15 protein-coding genes and 3 pseudogenes are annotated in these 17,893 nt (G+C 73.9%); 6 read left to right on the forward strand and 12 right to left on the reverse strand.

All coding sequences use genetic code 11. From position 1 onward, the window contains the following. Positions 1-282 precede the first annotated feature (282 nt). Positions 283-1,380, forward strand: a complete 1,098-nt coding sequence (locus ACTT8P_RS34640) for a GNAT family N-acetyltransferase (RefSeq protein WP_442835768.1) — start codon at positions 283-285, stop codon at positions 1,378-1,380. On the opposite strand, the gene ACTT8P_RS34645 is transcribed toward ACTT8P_RS34640, so the two are convergent. Next, positions 1,363-2,316, reverse strand: a complete 954-nt coding sequence (locus ACTT8P_RS34645) for a GlxA family transcriptional regulator (RefSeq protein ID WP_442835769.1) — start codon at positions 2,314-2,316, stop codon at positions 1,363-1,365. The genes ACTT8P_RS34640 and ACTT8P_RS34645 overlap by 18 nt on opposite strands. A gap of 210 nt (positions 2,317-2,526) precedes the next feature. Here ACTT8P_RS34645 and ACTT8P_RS34650 point away from each other — a divergent pair, with 210 nt between their 5' ends. Together ACTT8P_RS34650 and ACTT8P_RS34655 are read left to right on the forward strand one after the other, a co-directional pair. After that, positions 2,527-3,198 carry a DJ-1/PfpI family protein gene (locus ACTT8P_RS34650; protein ID WP_442835770.1) on the forward strand — a complete coding sequence of 224 codons (672 nt, stop codon included), beginning with the start codon at positions 2,527-2,529 and terminating at the stop codon, positions 3,196-3,198. Positions 3,199-3,264: 66 nt separating this feature from the next. Next, positions 3,265-3,571 (forward strand): annotated as a pseudogene (locus ACTT8P_RS34655) (hypothetical protein); the annotation flags it as partial. Between the two features lie 49 nt (positions 3,572-3,620). Here the strand turns inward: ACTT8P_RS34655 and ACTT8P_RS34660 are convergent. Together ACTT8P_RS34660 and ACTT8P_RS34665 are read right to left on the reverse strand one after the other, a co-directional pair. After that, entirely contained in the window at positions 3,621-4,829 is a 1,209-nt protein-coding gene (locus tag ACTT8P_RS34660) for a M23 family metallopeptidase (RefSeq protein WP_442835771.1), read from the reverse strand. 229 nt (positions 4,830-5,058) lie between these two features. Beyond that, positions 5,059-5,799 carry a class I SAM-dependent DNA methyltransferase gene (locus ACTT8P_RS34665; protein ID WP_442835772.1) on the reverse strand — a complete coding sequence of 247 codons (741 nt, stop codon included), beginning with the start codon at positions 5,797-5,799 and terminating at the stop codon, positions 5,059-5,061. Positions 5,800-5,936: 137 nt separating this feature from the next. On the opposite strand from ACTT8P_RS34665, the pseudogene ACTT8P_RS34670 reads away from it, so the two are divergent. After that, a pseudogene (locus tag ACTT8P_RS34670) lies at positions 5,937-7,025 on the forward strand (DUF4037 domain-containing protein). 6 nt (positions 7,026-7,031) lie between these two features. Here the strand turns inward: ACTT8P_RS34670 and ACTT8P_RS34675 are convergent. The 7 genes from ACTT8P_RS34675 to ACTT8P_RS34705 form a co-directional block, all read right to left on the reverse strand. Beyond that, on the reverse strand, positions 7,032-8,357 hold the full coding sequence (locus ACTT8P_RS34675; protein WP_442835773.1) for an alpha-glucosidase/alpha-galactosidase: 1,326 nt from the start codon (positions 8,355-8,357) through the stop codon (positions 7,032-7,034). Further along, positions 8,354-9,316: a carbohydrate kinase family protein gene (locus ACTT8P_RS34680; protein ID WP_442835774.1), complete on the reverse strand. Its 963-nt coding sequence runs from the start codon at positions 9,314-9,316 to the stop codon at positions 8,354-8,356. Before ACTT8P_RS34680 ends, ACTT8P_RS34675 begins: the two co-directional genes overlap by 4 nt. A 39-nt stretch (positions 9,317-9,355) precedes the next feature. Further along, entirely contained in the window at positions 9,356-10,249 is an 894-nt protein-coding gene (locus tag ACTT8P_RS34685; RefSeq protein ID WP_442835775.1) for a carbohydrate ABC transporter permease, read from the reverse strand. After that, positions 10,246-11,199, reverse strand: a complete 954-nt coding sequence (locus ACTT8P_RS34690; RefSeq protein WP_442835776.1) for a carbohydrate ABC transporter permease — start codon at positions 11,197-11,199, stop codon at positions 10,246-10,248. The genes ACTT8P_RS34685 and ACTT8P_RS34690 overlap by 4 nt, the downstream gene beginning before the upstream one ends. A gap of 14 nt (positions 11,200-11,213) precedes the next feature. Then, positions 11,214-12,533, reverse strand: coding sequence for an ABC transporter substrate-binding protein (locus ACTT8P_RS34695; RefSeq protein WP_442835777.1), 1,320 nt, complete (start codon positions 12,531-12,533; stop codon positions 11,214-11,216). A 431-nt stretch (positions 12,534-12,964) separates the two neighbouring features. Then, positions 12,965-14,173 carry a S8 family peptidase gene (locus tag ACTT8P_RS34700; protein ID WP_442835778.1) on the reverse strand — a complete coding sequence of 403 codons (1,209 nt, stop codon included), beginning with the start codon at positions 14,171-14,173 and terminating at the stop codon, positions 12,965-12,967. 262 nt (positions 14,174-14,435) lie between these two features. Beyond that, entirely contained in the window at positions 14,436-14,927 is a 492-nt protein-coding gene (locus ACTT8P_RS34705) for a DUF5949 family protein (protein ID WP_442835779.1), read from the reverse strand. A 189-nt stretch (positions 14,928-15,116) separates the two neighbouring features. Here ACTT8P_RS34705 and ACTT8P_RS34710 point away from each other — a divergent pair, with 189 nt between their 5' ends. Continuing rightward, positions 15,117-16,382 carry a glycosyltransferase family 4 protein gene (locus tag ACTT8P_RS34710; RefSeq protein ID WP_442835780.1) on the forward strand — a complete coding sequence of 422 codons (1,266 nt, stop codon included), beginning with the start codon at positions 15,117-15,119 and terminating at the stop codon, positions 16,380-16,382. After that, a complete protein-coding gene (locus tag ACTT8P_RS34715) occupies positions 16,379-17,200 on the forward strand; it encodes a transferase (protein WP_442835781.1) in 822 nt (273 codons plus the stop codon). The genes ACTT8P_RS34710 and ACTT8P_RS34715 overlap by 4 nt, the downstream gene beginning before the upstream one ends. On the opposite strand, the gene ACTT8P_RS34720 is transcribed toward ACTT8P_RS34715, so the two are convergent. Together ACTT8P_RS34720 and ACTT8P_RS34725 are read right to left on the reverse strand one after the other, a co-directional pair. Then, positions 17,184-17,444, reverse strand: a complete 261-nt coding sequence (locus tag ACTT8P_RS34720; RefSeq protein WP_442835782.1) for a zinc-ribbon domain-containing protein — start codon at positions 17,442-17,444, stop codon at positions 17,184-17,186. The two genes, ACTT8P_RS34715 and ACTT8P_RS34720, sit on opposite strands and share 17 nt — an antisense overlap. 63 nt (positions 17,445-17,507) lie before the next feature. Further along, positions 17,508-17,893: pseudogene (locus ACTT8P_RS34725) on the reverse strand (hypothetical protein); the annotation flags it as partial.

Consider the following 17,893-nt stretch of genomic DNA (forward strand, 5'->3'; position numbering starts at 1 on the left):
GACCGCGGGCGCGGCCGGCGCCGGATGCGCGCTCACCGGCGCCCCCGTACGGGAGTCCGCGGCCGGCCGCGCCGGTACGGCACCCCGGGGCGCGGTCACCGTCGAACGGCCGACCCCCGGCGGCCCGCCCCCGGGCACGGATCTCCTCCAGACGTTTCGCTGCTGAGCGGCGCGAGCGGTGACGGGGCCTGCGCCGTGCGGCCCGCCGACTGCCTGGCGCCGGACACGGTGACGAACAGGCCCGCGGGTGTCCTCGATCCGACCACACGGGAGGCGACAGCCATGCCGGGAAAGCGCATTCTGGTTCTGCGGCCGGACGAACTGGGGCCGGACGACATCAAGCTGTGGCGGGAGATCCGCGCCCTGTCCGGGGCACCGGCGAACCCGTTCCTCGACCCGGCGTTCACCGCGGCCGTCGGCCGGGTCCGGCCGGGGGCCCGGGTCGCGGTCCTCCAGGAGGACGGTTCGCCGGCCGGCTACTTCCCCTACGAGAAGGGCCCCCTGGGCCGGGGCCGGGCCATCGGGCTCGGCGTCTCGGACAGTCAGGGGGCCGTCCTGCGCCCCGGGGTCGGGGTGGACGCCCGCCGGCTGCTGCGGGCGTGCGGCCTGGCGTCCTGGGAGTTCGACAGCCTGGAGGACGGCCAGCACACCTTCGCCGCGCACGCCGTCGAGGAACTCGCCTCCCCGGTCGTCGACATCGACGCCGGCTTCGACCGGTACCTGGAGCGACTGCGCGAAACGGCCCCGGGGTTCGTCGCACAGACCCGGGCCAAGGAACGCAGGCTCGCCCGGCAGGTCGGCGAGGTGCGCTTCGTCCTCGACTCCCGGGACCCGGCGGTGCTGCGGGAACTCATGCGGTGGAAGTCGGCGCAGTACCGCCGCACGGGCCGCCGGGACCGCTTCGCACAGAAGTGGATCAACGGGCTGGTGGGACTGCTCGCCCAGAGCGGCGAACCGGAGTGCCGCGGCCTGCTCTCCGTGCTCTACGCCGCCGGCCGGCCCGTCGCCGCCCACTTCGGGCTGCGCTCGGCCACGGTGCTCTCCTGGTGGTTCCCGGCCTACGACCGCGCCTACGGCAAGTACTCGCCCGGCCTGGTGCTGCACCTGCGGATGCTGGAGGCCGCCGCGGCCGACGGGGTCCGGATGGTCGACCTCGGGACCGGGCCGGCCCGCTACAAGGAGTCGCTCAAGACCCGCGACCTGCGGGTGTACGAGGGCGCGGTGGTCCGTCCGGTGCCGGGCGCCGCCGTCCACCTGCTGGCGCGGGAACCGGCCCGGGCCGCCCGGCGGTTCGTGCGCGACCGGCCCCGGCTGGCGGCCGCCGCCGCACGGGCCCTGGCGGAGGCCGGGCGGCTGCGCGGGTCAGTGAGGGGCGGGTGAGGAGAAGGTACGGCGGTAGGCGTGCGGGCTGACGCCCGTGGTGCGCTTGAACCGCTCCCGGAAGGCGGTGGGGGAGCCGAAGCCGACCTGGGTGGCGATGCGTTCCACCGGGTGGCGCGTGGTCTCCAGCAGGTGCTGGGCCCGGCGGACGCGGGCGCGGTGCAGCCACTGGAGCGGGGTGGTGCCGGTCTGTTCGCGAAAACGCCGGATCAGGGTCCGGGTGCTGGTCCCGGCCTGGGCGGCGATGTCGGCCAGGGTGAGATCGCGGCCCAGATTCTCCTGGAGCCAGGTGAGCAGCGGTTCCAGCACGGAGCCCTGGGGCCGGGGCGCGTAGTCGTGGACGACGAACTGGGCCTGTCCGCCCTCCCGTTCCAGCGGCATCACGGACAGCCGGGCGGCGTCGGCGGCGACGGCCGAGCCGTAGTCGCGGCGGATCATGTGCAGGCACAGGTCCAGTCCGGCGGCGGCGCCGGCCGAGGTGAGGAACTGCCCGTTGTCCACGTACAGGACGTCCGGGTCGACCTCGACCTCCGGGTACCGCACGGCCAGCAGGCCGGCCGCGACCCAGTGCGTGGTGGCCCGCAGGCCGTCCAGCAGGCCGGTGGCGGCCAGCGGGAAGGTGCCCGAGCAGATCGAGGCGATCCGGGTGCCGTCCCGCGCCGCCGCCCGCAGCGCGTCCCGGACGGCCGGCGACAGCGGCGCCGACGCGGTGGCCGTACCGGGCACGATGATCGTGTCGGCGCCCTCGAGTCCGTCCAGCCCCCAGGGCGCGCGCAGCGTGAACGCCCCGGCGTCCACCTCCGGTTCCTCCGCGCACACCCGGATCCGGTAGCCGGGGCGCCCGTCCGGCAGCCGGGTACGGGTGAAGACCTCGATCGGAGTGGACAGGTCGAACGGGATCACCTGGTCCAGGGCGAGTACGGCGATGGTGTGCATGACGGGAACGTACCGTGCCGCCGGGATGCCGTTCACGCCACCTGCGGCGGGTGAAGAACGTAGAAGACCCGCTGAACTGGCCAGCAACCCGAAATCCGGCGGCTGGCACTTTCCCGTCGCAAGGTGTCACTCACGCCACTGGGAGGCGCGCCGCCCGGCGCCTGGCGTCGGGGACGACCCACCCTTCCCAGCCCTTCGTGAGGAAGTGCCATGCACGTCCAGATCGTCCTGTTCGACGGTTTCGACCCGCTCGATGTCATCGCCCCCTTCGAGGTCCCGCACGGCGGCCGCACCGCCACCGGCGGCGCGGTGAGCGTGGCGCTGGTCTGTGCCGAGGGGCCCCGCGAGGTGGTCGGCGGCACCGGCGGCCTGACGCTGCGCGCGAGCGCCGCCCTGGACCCGGAACGTCCGGGCTGCGTCCTGGTCCCCGGCGCCTCGGGCCGTGTCGGCGAACCCGGCGAAGTACCCGGCGAGGAGGACGCGGACGACCTCGTCCCGGTACGGCTCGGCCGCGCCCTGACCACCCGGCTGCCCGAGCTGATGAGGACGGCGATGGCCCATCCCGAGGTCACGGTCGCCACCGTCTGCGGCGGCTCCGCGCTCCTCGCCATGGCAGGCCTGCTCGAAGGACGCCACGCCACCACCCATCACCTCGGCATGGACCTGCTGGACGCCACCGGCGCGCACGCCGTGCCCGCCCGCGTGGTGGACGACGGCGATCTGGTCAGCGGCGCCGGCGTCACCTCCGGACTCGACCTCGCCCTGCACCTCCTGGACCGCGAGATCGGCCCCCGTGTCGCACACGCCGTCGAGGAACTCCTCGCCCACGAGCGGCGCGGCATCGTCTGGCGCGCCACCGGCCCGCGACCGGCCTCCTTCTGACTAGCTGACCACCAGCCCCCCGCCTCCCCCGCCCCCCCCGATCACACCGTGAGGAAGTACCGCGTCATGCACTCCGTCGAAGGCGTCTGGGACCTGACCATGTACACCCCCATCGGGAAACTGACGGCCGCCGTCGAACTCCGCCGCCGGGACGGCGCCCTGACCGGCACCGCCCGCGCGGCGGACGAGGAGGTGCCGCTGACCGACGTCGTCCTCGACGGCGACCGGCTGACCCTGGAAGCAGGCCATCACCAAGCCGCTGCGGCTGAACCTCGCCTTCGCCGTGACGGTCGACGGCGACACCCTCACCGGGACGTCCAGGGCGGGCCGGCTGCCGTCCGCCAAGGTCACCGGCGAGCGCCGCACCGACCCGCCCGATCCCGGCGTCACTGCACGGCCGGCCGCCCCGCCCGCGCCTTCCGTCAGCCCGAAGGGGCGAGCCAGGGCTGAGGGTCGGAGTAGTAGCCGTCGTAGATGACCTCGAAGTGCAGGTGCGGGCCGGTGGACAGGCCGGTGGAACCGGCCCGCCCGAGCTGCGTTCCGGTCTCCACCGTCTGGCCCACGGCGACCTCGATCGCCGACAGGTGGCTGTACGTCGTCTGGAGCCGTTTGCCCTCGATGGTGCCGTGGTCGACCACGATGCGGTTGCCGTACGCGCTGGTGGACGCGGCGAAGACGACCTGGCCGCCGCGCGCGGCGAACACCGGGGAGCCCTGGGTGGCGGCGAAGTCGACGCCGGTGTGCAGCTTGGTCACCCCGGTCAGCGGGTGCTGGCGGGAGCCGTAGGGCGAGGTGACGGTGAGCGTCTGCACGGGCGCGGCGAGGATCGCACCGGCCGCGGCGGGCGCCCCGCCCGAACTCTCCTGGTCCAGCGACTCGTAGCGCGGCAGGAGCTTGTCGACCTCGGACAGGTAGGTCCGCGCGCCGTCGGGCACCTTCCCGGCCCCCGCCACCTCGTCCACGCTCAGGGCGTAGGCGGCGAGGGTGAGATCGGCGAGGTCGCCGTTGACCCGGCCGTCGGTGCGCAGGTCGGTCACCTCGGCGGCCAGCGCGCAGTCCTGCCGGCCGAGGGCCATGATGGCGTCCGCCGGATCGCGGGGCGAGGAGCGGTCGTTGCCGTCGGCGTCCTTGCCCCACTTCTGCCACTGGTCGTCGGTGAAGGCGGCGATGCCCTTCTGGCCCGAGAGCTTCCCCGTGTCGTTGCTCCAGCCGGAGAGCTGGTCGATCTGCGCGGCGAGCACGGAGGGGGTGACGACCGCGCACCCGTCGGCCGCCTTGCGCAGCCACGGGATGTAGGAGTCGTCGACATCGGCCGCCGTGGCCTGCTCGGGGCCGGCCTCCTGCTCCGCCTCGACGGGGAAGCCGCCGTTCAGGGCGAAGAAGCCCGCCACCCCGGACAGGGTCACCAGACCCGGCAGCACCAGCAGGACGACCGGGCCCGGCCCCCGGCGCTTGCGCCGCTCCTTCTGCTGGGCGGGCCGCTCGTCCGGCTCCGGCTCCGGCCGCGGCTCCAGTTCCGGGGGTGTGGGGCCGAAGGGCTCCGTGTGGACTCGCGGGCCGAAGTGTCCGGTGTCGGCGGGGAACGGCTGACCGGGCGCGGCCGGTGCCCCCGTCGTGCGCTCGTCGTTCACCGGCCGTCCGCCACGGGAGCGACGGCGCCCTCGCGCGGTGGCCGGACCGTCGCTGCGACGGGGGTGCGACGGCGCGCGGGGTACGGCGGCCGGGAAGACGTGATACTCACGCACGGAAGATAGCGTCCCGGCCGGGTGGCGTCAGGAGCCGCCGAGGCAGGGCCGACTGCCCGCGAGGGCAGCCGAGTCGGCCGTGCGCCGGGACACCGGGGCAGGGCGGCGCCCGCCGTCACTCCGCCGGCTTCTCCCACACCGACACATGCCCGGTGCTCTCGGCGGTGAACGGCGCCCGCGACCACCCCTCCCAGCGGGCGCAGGGCCGCAGGCCCGCGAGCCGCGCCATCAGATCCAGCTCGGCCGGCCACACGTACCGGAACGGGATGGACCGGTGCGTGGCGTGTCCGTCGACGACGGTCACGTAGTTCGAACTCATCGCCTGGGTGACGACGTCGTAGGTGTCGAACGCCCACCGCGTGTCGGAGATGTGGAACGGTACGGCGCTCTGCCCGGGCGGCAGCAGGCGCAGCGCGGGCACCCCCACCTCGATCACGAAGCGGCCGCCCGGCTCCAGGTGCCGGGCGGCGTTGCGGAAGCAGTCCACCTGGGCGTCCTGCGTGGTCAGGTTGTTGATGGTGTTGAACACCAGGTAGGCGAGGGCGAAGACGCCGTCCACCCGGGTCGTCGCGAAGTCCCCGACCGTCACGCCGACGCCGTCACCGCCGGGCTTGGCGCGCAGCCGGTCCAGCATCGCCCGGGACAGGTCGACGCCGTGCACCGGCACGCCGCGCGCGGCCAGCGGCAGCGCCAGCCGCCCGGTGCCCACCCCGAACTCCAACGCCCTTCCACCACCGGCGAGTTCGGCCAGCACATCGACCGCGGGGTGCACGGCCTCCGGCCGGAACATGTCCGCCGACGACTCGTCGTAGGCCGCCGCGACGTCTGCTCCGAAGTATCCGTCCTCATCAGGCATCCGGGGACGGTACCGCCGCCGGTACGCCGGCCGCCTCCGGTTTTCCGCGGCGGACACCGGCCGCACCGCCCAGGGAGTGGAGTACGGCAGCCGAAAACCGGTCGCCCGGCCGTCGGCCCCTTGGGCACTCTCCCCGCATGACCACCCCGCCCGCCTTCGTCCCCGGCCTCGAACTCTCCCGCCGCTTCTTCCACGAGGCCGTCCGGCCCCTGGTGGACGCGGCCGCCCCCGGCATCCGGTACTCCGCCGCCCGGCTCGGAGGTGCTCGGGTTCGACACCGCGCGCTCCCGCGACCACGAATGGGGGCCCGGCTGGAACTCTTCCTGCGGCCGCGGGACCTCGCCCGGCACGCCCCGGCGATCGGTGACCGGCTCGCCACCGGCCTGCCGAAGACCTTCCTGGGCCATCCCACCCACTTCGCCGCCACCGCCGAGGCCGGCATCCGGGTGATGGCCGCGACCGACGGGCCGGTCCGGCACGCGGTGGACATCACCGACTCCGGCACCTGGTTCACCGGCCGCCTCGGCTTCGACCCGGGCCGGGGGGTGTCCCTCGCGGACTGGCTGTCCGCCCCGGCGCAGCGGCTCGCCGAGGTGACCTCGGGTGCCGTCTTCCACGACGGGCTCGGCGAGTTGACGGCCGCGCGCGCCCGGCTCGCCTGGTACCCGCACGACCTGTGGCTGCACGTGCTGGCCTGCCAGTGGCGCCGCGTCTGCCAGGAGGAGGCGTTCGTCGGGCGCTGCGGCGAAGTGGGCGACGAACTCGGCGCCGCCGTGGTCGCCGCCCGGCTGGTCCGCGACCTGATGCGGCTGTGCCTGCTGATGGACCGCCGCTACCCGCCGTACCCGAAGTGGCTCGGCAGCGCCTTCGCCCGGGTGCCGGGCGCCGCCCGGCTCACTCCGGTGCTCCGCGCGGCCCTCGCCGCCACCGGCCCGGGCACCCGGGAGCGGCATCTGGGCACGGCGTACGAGACCGTCGCGGCCGAACACAACCGGCTCGGTCTCACCGACCCGGTGGATCCGGCCACCCGCCCCTACCACGGCCGGCCCTTCCGGGTGCTGCGCGCCGAGCGGTTCGCCGACGCGCTGACCGCCCGGATCACCGACCCGGCGGTCCGGGCGCTGCCGCCGGGCGGTGCCGTGGACCAGTTCGTCGACAGCACCGAGGTCCTCACCCGGTCGGCGGCGGCCCGTGCGGTGGTCCGGTCGGTCACCGGCGGACCGTGACCTCCGTCAGGTGCCCAGTACGGCCCGCAGTGACGGCTGAAGCCGGTCCGCGTGGGCGCGGACCATGTCGTCGCACAGCCGCCAGATCTCCTCGACGGGCAGCGCCGCCGCCGTCGCCGGGTCGGTCATCGCCGCGTGCCGGATGTGCCGCGGGTCGTCCTCCGTCGCCGCCCGTACCACCAGGTCGGTGGTGCTGAGGTAGGTCCGGTTCAGGGCCGCCAGCTGGGGCGGCAGCGCACCGATCCGGGTGGGCTGCACGCCGGCCGCGTCGACCAGGCACGGGACCTCGACGGCACCGCGGGCGGGGAGGTTGTCGATCAGGCCGCGGTTGGGCACGTTGCCGTAGACCGTGCGGGGGGTGCCGGTGACGACGCTGTGGATGATCTGCGGCGCGTACTCCATCGTGCCCTCGACGGTGAGCGGCGCGCCGCAGGCCAGCGCGTCCCGGGTCTTCTCGTACTCGGCCACGTTCTCGGCCACGATGTCCAGATAGGCCCCGATGGGCAGCCGCAGCCGGTCGATCTCGCCGGGGTGGTGCAGGAACCACGGCACGTACTCGGAGGAGTGCTCGCTGGTCTCGGTCGGGTAGTGGCCGAGCCGCCGGTACATGTCGACCCGGACCCGCCGGCGCAGTTGTTCGTCCTCGGCGACGAGCGCGTCCAGGCGGGGGTACAGGTCCTGGCCCTGGTGCTCCCAGCGCAGCACCCACGCCTGGTGGTTGACGCCCGCCGCGTGGTAGGTGACCTCCTCGTAGGGGACGCCGACCAGTTCGCACAGGCCCTGCATCGTCCAGTACACCGAGTGGCACAGGCCCACCACCCGGGTCAGGCCGGTCGCCTCGGCCAGGTACTGGACGTTCATCGCCATCGGGTTGGTGTAGTTGAGCAGCCACGCGTCGGGGCAGACCGCGGCGATGTCCTCGCCGAGCGCCTTGAGCAGTGGGAAGGTGCGCAGTGCGCGGAAGATGCCGCCGACGCCGAGGGTGTCGCCGATGGTCTGGCGCAGTCCGTGGCGGGCCGGCACCTCGAAGTCGGTGCGGGTGGCCTCGCCCATGCCGACCTGCACGATGTTGATGACGAAGTCGGCGTCCGCCAGCGCCGCGCGGCGCTCCGCGTGCGCGGTGACCGTCGGCCGGGCGCCGCGCTCGGCGGCGATGTACCGGGCCGCCGCCTCGGCGGTGGCGAGGCGCTCGGCGTCGATGTCGTGCAACGCGATGTGCGCGCACTTCAGCTCGTCGAACGCGAACAGGTCGGCGAGCAGTCCCTGGGTGAAGACGACACTGCCGGCGCCGATGAAGGCGATCTTGGGGGCGGTCGGGTGCGCGGTGCTCATGCGGGGTTCTTCCGTTCGCGGGTGATCAGGGAGTACGCCTCGTCCCAGGTGGGCTGGGCGGGGGTGCCGCCGGCGGCGCGGGTGGACAACGCACCGCACACGGCGGCCAGTTCGAGCGCCCCGGCGAGCGGCAGTCCGGCCAGCAGACCGGCCACGAAACCGGCGTCGAAGCTGTCGCCGGCGCCCACCGTGTCCACCGGCCGGGCCGGGAAGGCCGGGGCCCGGGTCACGGTGTGCCCGTCGTGGCAGAGCGCCCCTTCGGCGCCGTTCTTCACCACGGTCACCGGGCCGCGCCCGGCGAGCGCGGTGGCGGCCTCGGTGAGGTCCGCGGTGCCGCCCGCCAGTTTCCGGGCCTCCGCGGCGTTGGGCAGCAGGTAGTCGGTGTGCGGCAGGACGGCGGCCAGGCCGGCCGGGTCCCAGCGGCCGGCCGGGTCGTCGTTGGTGTCGAGGGAGGTGGTCGCGCCGTGCGCGCGGGCGGTGCTCAGCAGGCCGGGCAGCCCGGCGGCGAGCGCGGGCAGCAGGAAGTAGGAGGCGGCGTGCACGTGCCGGGCGGCGGCCAGCAGGTCGGCCGGGACGTCCTCGGGGGTGGTGGCGCGCAGGGTGCCCGGGGCGGTGACGATGGCCCGGTCGGACTCCACTCCGGCCCGGGTCAGCACCACGGTGAGCGGGGTGGGCAGCTCCGGGTCGACGCGCAGCCCCCGGGTGTCGACGCCGCGCGCGGTGAGGGCGTCCCGTACGTAGCGGCCGGCGTCGTCGTCGCCGACCCGGCCGGCGAACGCCACCCGCAGCCCGAGCCGGGCCGCCCCGCAGGCCATGATCGCGGCCGAGCCGCCGAGGGTGAGCGCCCCGTCGGGGACGAGCTGTTCGTGCTGGTCGAAGGCGAGCGGGGCGTCGAGCGGACCGAGCACGACATCCGGGTTGGCGTCCCCGACGACGAGCAGGTCGAAGGTGTGCGGCATGGGCCTTCCATAAGGTTGTTCTCAGGTGTGCGGGAGTGGTCAGCCCTTGAGGCCGCTGGAGGTGATGGACTGGATGAACGTCTTCTGCGCGCCGAGGAAGGCGAGCAGCACGGGCAGCACGGTGAGCACGTTCCCGGCCATCACCGCGGACCACTTGGTGTGGTGCTGTCCCTGGAAGGTGGTCAGGCCCAGTTGCAGCGTGTACTGGGTGTCGTGGTTGATGGCGATCAGCGGCCAGGTGAGGTCGTTCCAGGTGGTCAGGAAGGTCAGCACGGCCACCGTGCTCAGCGCCGGCCGGGACAGCGGCAGCACGATCCGCAGCAGCACCCGCAGCCGGGAGCAGCCGTCGATCCAGGCCGCCTCCTCCAGCTCCCGGGGCAGCGAGAGGAAGAACTGCCGCAGCAGGAACACCGCGAACGGCGTGACCAGCGACGGCACGATGAGCGCGCCGAGGGTGTCGATCAGCCCCAGCTTCTTCATCACCAGGAACGTCGGGATCATCGTCAGCTGGAACGGCACCGCCATCGTGGCCAGCATCAGCCCCAGCAGCAGCCGGGAGCCCGCGAACCGCATCCGGGCGAAGGCGTACCCGGCCAGCGAGCCGAACACGAGGTTGGCGGCGACGGTGACGGCCGAGACGATGAGCGAGTTGGCGAACCAGCGCGGGAACATCGCGTTGCCCAGCACATAGCGGTAGCCGCCGAGATCGATGCCGGAGGGCCACAGCGCGGGCGGGAAGCGGTTGATCTCCGCGTCGCTCATCACGGAGCTGAGCAGCAGCCATCCCAGCGGCACCGCGAAGGTCAGGGCGAGCGGCACGAGCAGCAGGTGCCAGGGGCTGAACGGCAGCCGCCGGCGGCGGCGTACGGACCCGGCGGGATCGGCCGCCCCGGTGGTGCGGGCGGCGGGCAGGGCCGAGGTGGTCGCCGTCATGAGCGGGCCCCTTCCGGACTGAGGCGCGCACGGCGCCGGGCGAGGCGGACGATCCCGGCGGCGAGGCCGAGGGCGACGGCCAGGACGTAGGCGGCCGACGCGCCGTAACCGGCGGTGGCGTTCTTGAACGCCTGCTCCCAGATGAAGTAGACGATCACGGTGGTGGAGCCCAGCGGCCCGCCCTTGGTGGTGACGTACACCAGGTCGAAGACCTGGAGCGAGTTGATGGTCTGCCACAGCACGAGGAAGACGGTGACCGGGGTGAGGGTGGGCAGGGTGACGTGGCGCAGCAGGCGCAGCCGGCCGGCGCCGTCCAGCCGGGCGGCCTCGATCAGGGACTGCGGGACGTCCTGGAGGGCGGCCAGGTAGACCACCACGCAGAAACCGGTGCCGCTCCACAGGGTGATCGCCACCAGCACCAGCAGCGCCTGCCCGGGGTCGGTGAGGAACCCCTGGGCGGAGACGCCGAGATGGTGCAGGACCGAGTTGGCGGCGCCGAACTCCGGGTCCAGGATGAAGGAGAACAGCACGCCCTGCGCGGTCGCCGACAGCACGAACGGTACGAAGATCAGGGTGCGGTAGAGACCGACGAACCGGATGCGACGGTTGAGCACCAGGGCCAGCAGCAGGCCGCCGAGCATGCTCAGCGGCACGTACAGCACTGTGTACAGCAGGGTGTTGCGGACCGCCTGGCTGAAGTGCGGGTCCTGGGCGAGGGCGCGGTAGTTGTCCGGGCCGACCCAGCGGCTGGGCGTGACCAGGTCGCTGGCCTGGAAGGACAGCAGCAGCGACCAGACGACCGGGACGATGCTGAGGCCCAGCACGATCAGGACCGCGGGGGACACGTAGGCCCAGGCGGTGGCCGTCTCGGCGCGGCGTTTGCGGGCCAGGGCCCGGCGCCGGTGGTCCGGTGGGTCCGCGAGGGTGATGGCTCGGGGCAGGCGCTCCATGGCGGGGTGGCTCCTCAACGCGGTATGAGCAGGGCGGCGTCGGCTTCGTCGGCGCAGGAGCGCAGCGCGGCGGCGGGCGAGCCGCGGCCGAGCAGCACGGTGACGATGGCCTGGCCGAGCGCCTGCGACACCTCCGGGTAGGCCGGGTGGACGGGGCGGACCCGGGCGCTGTCGAGCGCCTCGGTGAAGACCGACAGGCCCTCGGTGTCCGCGACCTTGCGCCGCCAGGCGGGCTGGTCCTCGGTGCGGCGGCTGAGCGGGAGGCTGCCGGCGCCGACCGCCCAGCGGACGTCCTGGGCGGGCTGGGTCAGCCAGGTGACGAAGGTGCGGGCGGCCCGGGTGCGGGCGGCGCCGTTGTCGAACAGGGTCCAGGTGTCGGGCCCGGAGATGGTGACCGGCTTGCCGCTGAAGCTGGGCAGCGGGACGACGTGGTAGTCGACCTTCGCCGTCCCGATGTCGGGCAGTTGCCAGGGGCCGGTGACCACCATCCCCATCCGGCCGGACTGGAACACCTGGTACATCTGCTCGCTGCCGGGCTTGGGATCGACGTACACGCTCTTGTCGCGGACCAGATCGGCCACCACCTCCAGAGCGCGCACCCCGCTGTCGGCGAAGCCGATGCCCTTGCCGCTGTCGTCGATCACGTCGCCGCCGAGGTCCCAGATCATCGGCCACAGCCGCCAGACGGTGTCCTCGTCGCCGGTGCCGGGCCAGCCGGTGCCGAACCGGCCCGCGGCCTTGTCGGTCAGCCGGCGCGCGGTCTCGGTGAAGTCCCGCCAGCTCCAGCCGGCCTCGGGCAGGTCCACGCCGGCCGCGCGGAACAGCCGCTTGTTGCAGACCACGGCGAGCGCGTCGAGCACCGCCGGCGCCGCCCTGACCCGGTCGTTGACGGTGACCGCGTCCCGGGCGGCGGCCCAGTAGTTCTTCCACGGCAGCGGACCGGCGTCGACGGTGCCGGTGAGGTCGACGACCTGCGGGCCGCGGGCCACCCGGGCCAGGTCGGAGCCGAAGATGTAGGCGATGTCGGGGTAGGAACCGGCGGCCAGGGCGGCGGTCACCTTCTGGAGCATCACGTCCGAGAGCACCCCGCCGCCCAGGTCGACGCGGATCCTGGGGTGGTCGCGCTCGAAGTCGGCGACCAGCCCCTCCAGGACCTTCTTCGCGGTGTCGGCCTGGCCGTGCCACACCTCGATGGTGACCGTGCCGTCGGCGGCGACCCCGTCGTCGGTGGCGGCCCCGCACCCGGAGACGGCCGCCCCCGCGGCCCCGGCGAGCACGGCGCCGCCGCCGGCCCGCAGCACCCCGCGGCGCGAGGGGCCGGCGCCGGGTCGCACGGCATCCGGTCGCACGGCATCCGGTCGGACGGCATCCGGTCGGACGGCATCCGGTCGGGCGGCATCCATCGCCGGCATCCGCTGACGGCTCATGGCACGAGCTCCCGGTCTGGTGGGCACGGCCCCGCCTCGGACACCGCGAGCGGTCCTGGCGACTTTGGCCGGGCTCCTGGCGCGGGGCCAGCTACCGGCTGGGCGTACCTCTGGCGCCGGCCGGTCTTGCGACATCGGCGCTGACCGGGAGTAAATCGACCGGATCCCGACTGTGTCAAGGGTCCGAAACGCCTGACTTGATGATCGGGCATGATTGAAACACAGTGTTTCCATGCAGGATTGAGCATCTGGGCCCAGTGAAACGCCCCCGGAGGCGAGTGGCCTCCGGGGGCGTCACGGGATTTCGGACGGGTCGCGTCCGCGGGGCTTCCCGGTCGTCAGGGAACGATCTTCAGCAGCCGGTTCGGGGAACCGGTGCCCGCGCTGGTGACCTTGTTGGCCGTCGCGCCGGCGGTGAGGGCCGAGGACACCTGCGCGGGGGTGGCGGAGGTGTGGCCGGCCAGATAGACCGCCGCGGCGCCCGCCACGTGCGGCGTCGCCATCGACGTACCGGAAATGGTGTTGGTCGCCGTGTCGCTGGTGTACCAGCCGGCCGTGATGGAGGAGCCGGGCGCGAAGATGTCCAGCACCGAGCCGTAGTTGGAGTAGCTGGCCCGGGCGTCCGTGCTGGTGGTGGCGCCGACCGTGATGGCCTCGGTGACCCGGGCCGGGGAGTAGGAGGAGGCGTTGGCGGCGCTGTTGCCGGCCGCGATGGCGTAGGTGACGCCGCTGGCGATGGAGTTGCGGACGGCCGTGTCCAGGGTGGAGGAGGCGCCGCCGCCGAGCGACATGTTGGCGACCGAGGGGCCCGAGTGGTTGTCGGTCACCCAGTCGATGCCCTCGATCACCCCGGCCGTGGTGCCCGAGCCGCTGTTGTCGAGCACCCGGACCGCGACGATGTTCGCCTTCTTGGCGATGCCGTAGGTGGTGCCCGCGATGGTGGTGGCCACGTGCGTGCCGTGCCCGTTGCCGTCGGCGGCGGTGGTGTCGCCGTCGACCGCGTCGTAGCCGTAGGAGGCGCGGCCGCTGATGTCGCTGTGGGTGATGCGGACGCCGGTGTCGATGACGTACGCCGTCACGCCGCTGCCCGCGGTGTCCGGGTAGGTGTAGGTCCCGGACAGCGGCAGGGAGGTCTGGTCGACGCGGTCCAGCCCCCACGGGGCGCTGGACTGCGTGGTGTCGGCGAGCGTGACGCGCTGGTTCTGCTCGACGGAGGCGACGGCGGGGTCGGCGGCCAGCCGCGCGGCCTCGGTGGCGGAGAGGGTCGCGGTGTAGCCGTTCAGCGCGCTGCGGTACGCCTTCTTCACCGTGCCGCCGTACTCCTCGACGACGTCCTTGCCGGCCGCGGAGGTCGCCTTGAGCCCGGTGTCCTTCTTCAGTGTGACGATGTAGCTGTCCTTGACCGCGGTGGGGGAGCCGGCCGCGAGGACGGTGCCCACGGCCGGGGCGGCCTGGGCGGGGATCGCGGTGAGCCCGCCGGTCAGGGCGGCTGCCGCGATGCCGGATATCGCGGCGAACTTGAGTCTCTTGCTTCGCAGTTGTGCCATAACGAGGGAGTCCTCCTCTAGGCAGCGCGCGCCCGGGGTGGGGCGCGCGTCTGTGGGGGGTGTGCGCGGGATCGCGCACACGGCCCGGGGAGCGTCGCGTTCCGCTCCGGGCCGGGGTACAGCCTTGACCAACTACCGGTGTCCGACAAGGGAGTTGAGCACCTGTCAACAAATCTGTCATGAGCACGAAATCTGTCAAGGCCGCCCCGGCCGCCCGAGAAGGGCCGGCGGACGGACCGGCCGCCACCCGCCGGAGGCTCTCTCAGCCGCGCAGCTTGCGCACCGGCAATACCACATGGGCCGCCGACTTCAGGGTCGCCTCGGCGGAGGTGAAGTCGGCCAGCGTCGGTACGTCACCGGGCTCCGCGTCGGCGGGCCAGGGGCGGGTGGTGAAGATGAGGTAGGCGCAGCCGTGCTCGGCGGCGGCCGCCAGCCAGTCGGCGGGCGGCACGAACTGGGCGGTCACCTGCGGCAGGGTGAGGACCGCCGCGCCCGGCAGGACCAGCAGGGTGACCGGCAGACTCGGCGTCCGGGCCGCGTCGACGAGTTCGTGCTTCACGGGGATGCCGGCGTTGGCCAGCAGTTGTCCGGCGGCGGCCGACTCCGCCTCGGGCCCGTCCGGGCCGTCCCCGCGCGGGCAGGCGAGGATGTAGGGGATGGTGCCCTCGGGCGCCTCGCGGCTCCAGGACATGACGAGCAGGGTGCCCAGACCGCCGGTGCGCGGGGCCTGGGTCTCAACTGGGGTGGAAGTCACCGCGAAACCCTATAAGCGGGTCAGGACGCCCCGGGTCCGCACTCACCCGACCGGAGCAGGCGCCGTTCGGGCGTCACCCGGACGAGTGACGGCCGCCGTCGCGCCGCCCGGGAAACGCCAGGTGAACGGGTGGACCACGAAGTGGTAACGGCAGACAACCGTTCGTACGCGCATCCGGTCTAGTCCCTCATGAAGATCTCTTTCCTCCTGCACAACGCCTACGGGATCGGAGGCACGATCACCACCACGTTCAACCTGGCCCAGGCACTGGCCGAACGGCACACCGTGGAGATCGTCTCCGTCCTGCGGCACCGGGAGCGCCCCAACTTCACCCTGGACCCCCGGGTGGCGCTGAGACCCCTGGTGGACCTGCGGCAGGAGAAGGAGCATCCCCAGCACCTGCGGCCGGCCAAGGTGTTCCCGGCCGCCGAGTACCGCCACCACCAGTACAGCGAGCTGACCGACGAGCGGATCGGCGCCTGTCTGGCCGGCATCGACGCCGACGTGGTGATCGGCACCCGCCCCGGACTCAACGTCCACCTCGCCCTCCAGGCACCCGAGCACGTCGCCCGGATCGGCCAGGAACACCTCACCCTGGACAACCACCCCTCCCGGCTGCGCACCGCGCTGCGCCGCGCCTACCGACGGCTCGACGTGCTCACCACGGTCACCGAGGCCGACGCCGCCGCCTACCGGCGCAAGATGCGGCTGCCCGGCGTCCGGGTGGAGGCCCTGCCCAACAGCGTTCCCGACCCCGCGCTGCCGCCCGCGGACGGCGCCGCCAAACTGGTCGTCGCGGCCGGCCGGCTGGTCCCGGTCAAGCGCTACGACCTGCTGATCGAGGCGTTCGCCCGGGTCGTCGCCGAACGCCCCGACTGGCACCTGCGCATCTACGGCAAGGGCGAGGAACACGACCGGCTGCGCGCGCTCGTCGACCGGCTCGGCCTGACGGAGAACGTTTTCCTCATGGGCGCCGCCGCCCCCATGGAGGCCGAGTGGGTCAAGGGCTCGATCGGCGCCGCCGCCGCCAACTTCGAACCGTTCGGCATGACCCTCGTGGAGGCCATGCGGTGCGGGCTGCCGGTGGTCAGCACCGACTGCCCCCACGGCCCCGGCGAGATCATCCAGGACGGCGTCGACGGCCGGCTGGTCCCGGTCGGCGACGCCGCGGCCTTCGGCGCGGCCCTGCTCGACCTGGTCCAGGACGACGAACGGCGCCGACGGATGGGCCGCTCGGCGCTGGAGAACGCGCGGCGGTTCGCCCCGGAGCCGGTGGTGCGCCAGGCCGAGCGGCTCCTCGAGGAGGCGCGCCAGGCCCGGCGCGCCGGCCGGCCCGTCTCCCAGGGCCGCGATCCGGTGCGCCAGGTGCTGGTCGGCCAGGGCTACGCGGCCCGGGACGCCGTGCACGCCACCGGCAGCGGCGCGCTCAACACGATCCGGAGGGGACGGCGATGACGGCGACGACCACGGACCAGGGCCCGCAGCCGCGGCTCGGCTGCACCACCGAGGCGGACGGCCGGATCACCTTCGGCCTGCGCCTCGCGCCGGGCACCCGGGACCCACGGCTGCTGCTGCGGCTCCGCCCCAGGAAGGGACAGCCGGAGCGGGTCCGCCACTCACTCGCCCTGGAGGCGGCCGGGGACGGCCACCACACCGCCGTACTGCCGACCGGGACGGCGCTCGCGGAGGGCCGGTGGGACGTGTACCTGACCGACGGACCGGACGGCGAGCGCCGGCGCCTGCGCCCCGGCCTGCGCGACCTGCGCGCTCTGGTGGACGGCCACACCCGCGACCGGTCCGCGCCGGTGGCGGTCCGCATCCCCTACGTCACCAAGGACGGGTTCCTCGCGATCCGGACCTGGCTGCGCGACGCCCACGCCGAGGCCGGCTCCCTCACGGTCGCCGACGGCGCGCTGAGGGTCGCGGCCCGGCTGCACGGCGCGGAGTTCGGCGCGGGGGCCGCCGTACGGCTGCGGCTGCGCGGCACCGGCACCGAGCGGTCCCTCGCACCCCGGGTCGCCGACGACCGCCGGGACTTCACCTTCACCGTCGGCCTCGCGGAACTGGGCGCCGGCCCCGGAAAGCGGGTGTGGGAGGTCTACGTGTGGCCCGCCGCGACCGCGCCCCCGGTCCGCGTCGCCCGCCTCCTGGACGACATCGCGGACCGGGCGGACATCCACGTCCAGCCCGCGGTCCCGGTCGGCGGCACGGTCGTACGGCCCTACTACACGGCCGGCAACGACCTGGCGGTGGCGGTCACACCGGCCGGCTGACGGTGCCGCTCGCGTCCTGCGCCAGCAGCCGCTCGGCCTCCTCGCCGGTCAGCTTCCGCTGCGTGCCGCAGAACGTGCACTGGGTGGTGTACTTCGTCGACACCGGGAACAGCGGCACGAAGAACAGGGTGAACTTGGTGACCCGCTTGCGCAGCGGGTGGGCGGCGGGGTTGCCGCAGTGGCCGCACACCAGCGTCAGTATCGCCAGTTGGTAGAGGTACCCCTTGGTGCCGAAAATGATCATGACGTTCCTTCCCCGTGCGGTTCCTGCCGTCAGGGTGCCAGACGGAGCCGGCGCGTGCGCCGGTCAGCGGGGCGGCTGCGAGACGGGGTCGGCGGTCTCCGCGGTCCGGGCCGGCCCCGGACAGTCGTCGCTGGAGCGGCCCGCCAGCCGGCCGTCGGGCTGCTCCACGGTCACCAGGACCGTGCTCAGCTCCGGGTCCTGGTGCAGCCGGGCGGCGGCGGCCGTGCAGGCCAGCTGGGCGACGGCGATGTCGCTCAGTGTCCCGGACCGGGCCGGTGGCCCGACCGCGACCGTCACCCCGTCGATCCGCAGGGTCGGCACCGGGTCCCCGCGCGGCAGCTCGCTCTCCAGGCCCCGGGCCCGTTCCGCCCGATCCGGGCCCTGCAACAGCAGCTCCACGGCGCCGGCCGGCTCGGCCGGCACGGCCGTCGCCCGGGCGCCGGCCACCA

Origin of the sequence: Streptomyces sp. JW3 (assembly GCF_052216785.1) — a bacterium.
Lineage (GTDB): Bacteria > Actinomycetota > Actinomycetes > Streptomycetales > Streptomycetaceae > Streptomyces.

Excerpts from the sequence above, each read along its gene's own strand:
- ACTT8P_RS34680 (WP_442835774.1), bottom strand. The coding sequence starts at position 9,316 with ATGCCGCACACCTTCGACCTGCTCGTCGTCGGGGACGCCAACCCGGAT.
- ACTT8P_RS34715 (WP_442835781.1), top strand. The coding sequence starts at position 16,379 with ATGACGGCGACGACCACGGACCAGGGCCCGCAGCCGCGGCTCGGCTGC.
- ACTT8P_RS34640 (WP_442835768.1), top strand. The coding sequence starts at position 283 with ATGCCGGGAAAGCGCATTCTGGTTCTGCGGCCGGACGAACTGGGGCCG.
- ACTT8P_RS34700 (WP_442835778.1), bottom strand. The coding sequence starts at position 14,173 with ATGGCACAACTGCGAAGCAAGAGACTCAAGTTCGCCGCGATATCCGGC.
- ACTT8P_RS34720 (WP_442835782.1), bottom strand. The coding sequence starts at position 17,444 with ATGATCATTTTCGGCACCAAGGGGTACCTCTACCAACTGGCGATACTG.
- ACTT8P_RS34645 (WP_442835769.1), bottom strand. The coding sequence starts at position 2,316 with ATGCACACCATCGCCGTACTCGCCCTGGACCAGGTGATCCCGTTCGAC.
- ACTT8P_RS34665 (WP_442835772.1), bottom strand. The coding sequence starts at position 5,799 with ATGCCTGATGAGGACGGATACTTCGGAGCAGACGTCGCGGCGGCCTAC.
- ACTT8P_RS34710 (WP_442835780.1), top strand. The coding sequence starts at position 15,117 with ATGAAGATCTCTTTCCTCCTGCACAACGCCTACGGGATCGGAGGCACG.
- ACTT8P_RS34675 (WP_442835773.1), bottom strand. The coding sequence starts at position 8,357 with ATGAGCACCGCGCACCCGACCGCCCCCAAGATCGCCTTCATCGGCGCC.
- ACTT8P_RS34685 (WP_442835775.1), bottom strand. The coding sequence starts at position 10,249 with ATGACGGCGACCACCTCGGCCCTGCCCGCCGCCCGCACCACCGGGGCG.
- ACTT8P_RS34690 (WP_442835776.1), bottom strand. The coding sequence starts at position 11,199 with ATGGAGCGCCTGCCCCGAGCCATCACCCTCGCGGACCCACCGGACCAC.
- ACTT8P_RS34650 (WP_442835770.1), top strand. The coding sequence starts at position 2,527 with ATGCACGTCCAGATCGTCCTGTTCGACGGTTTCGACCCGCTCGATGTC.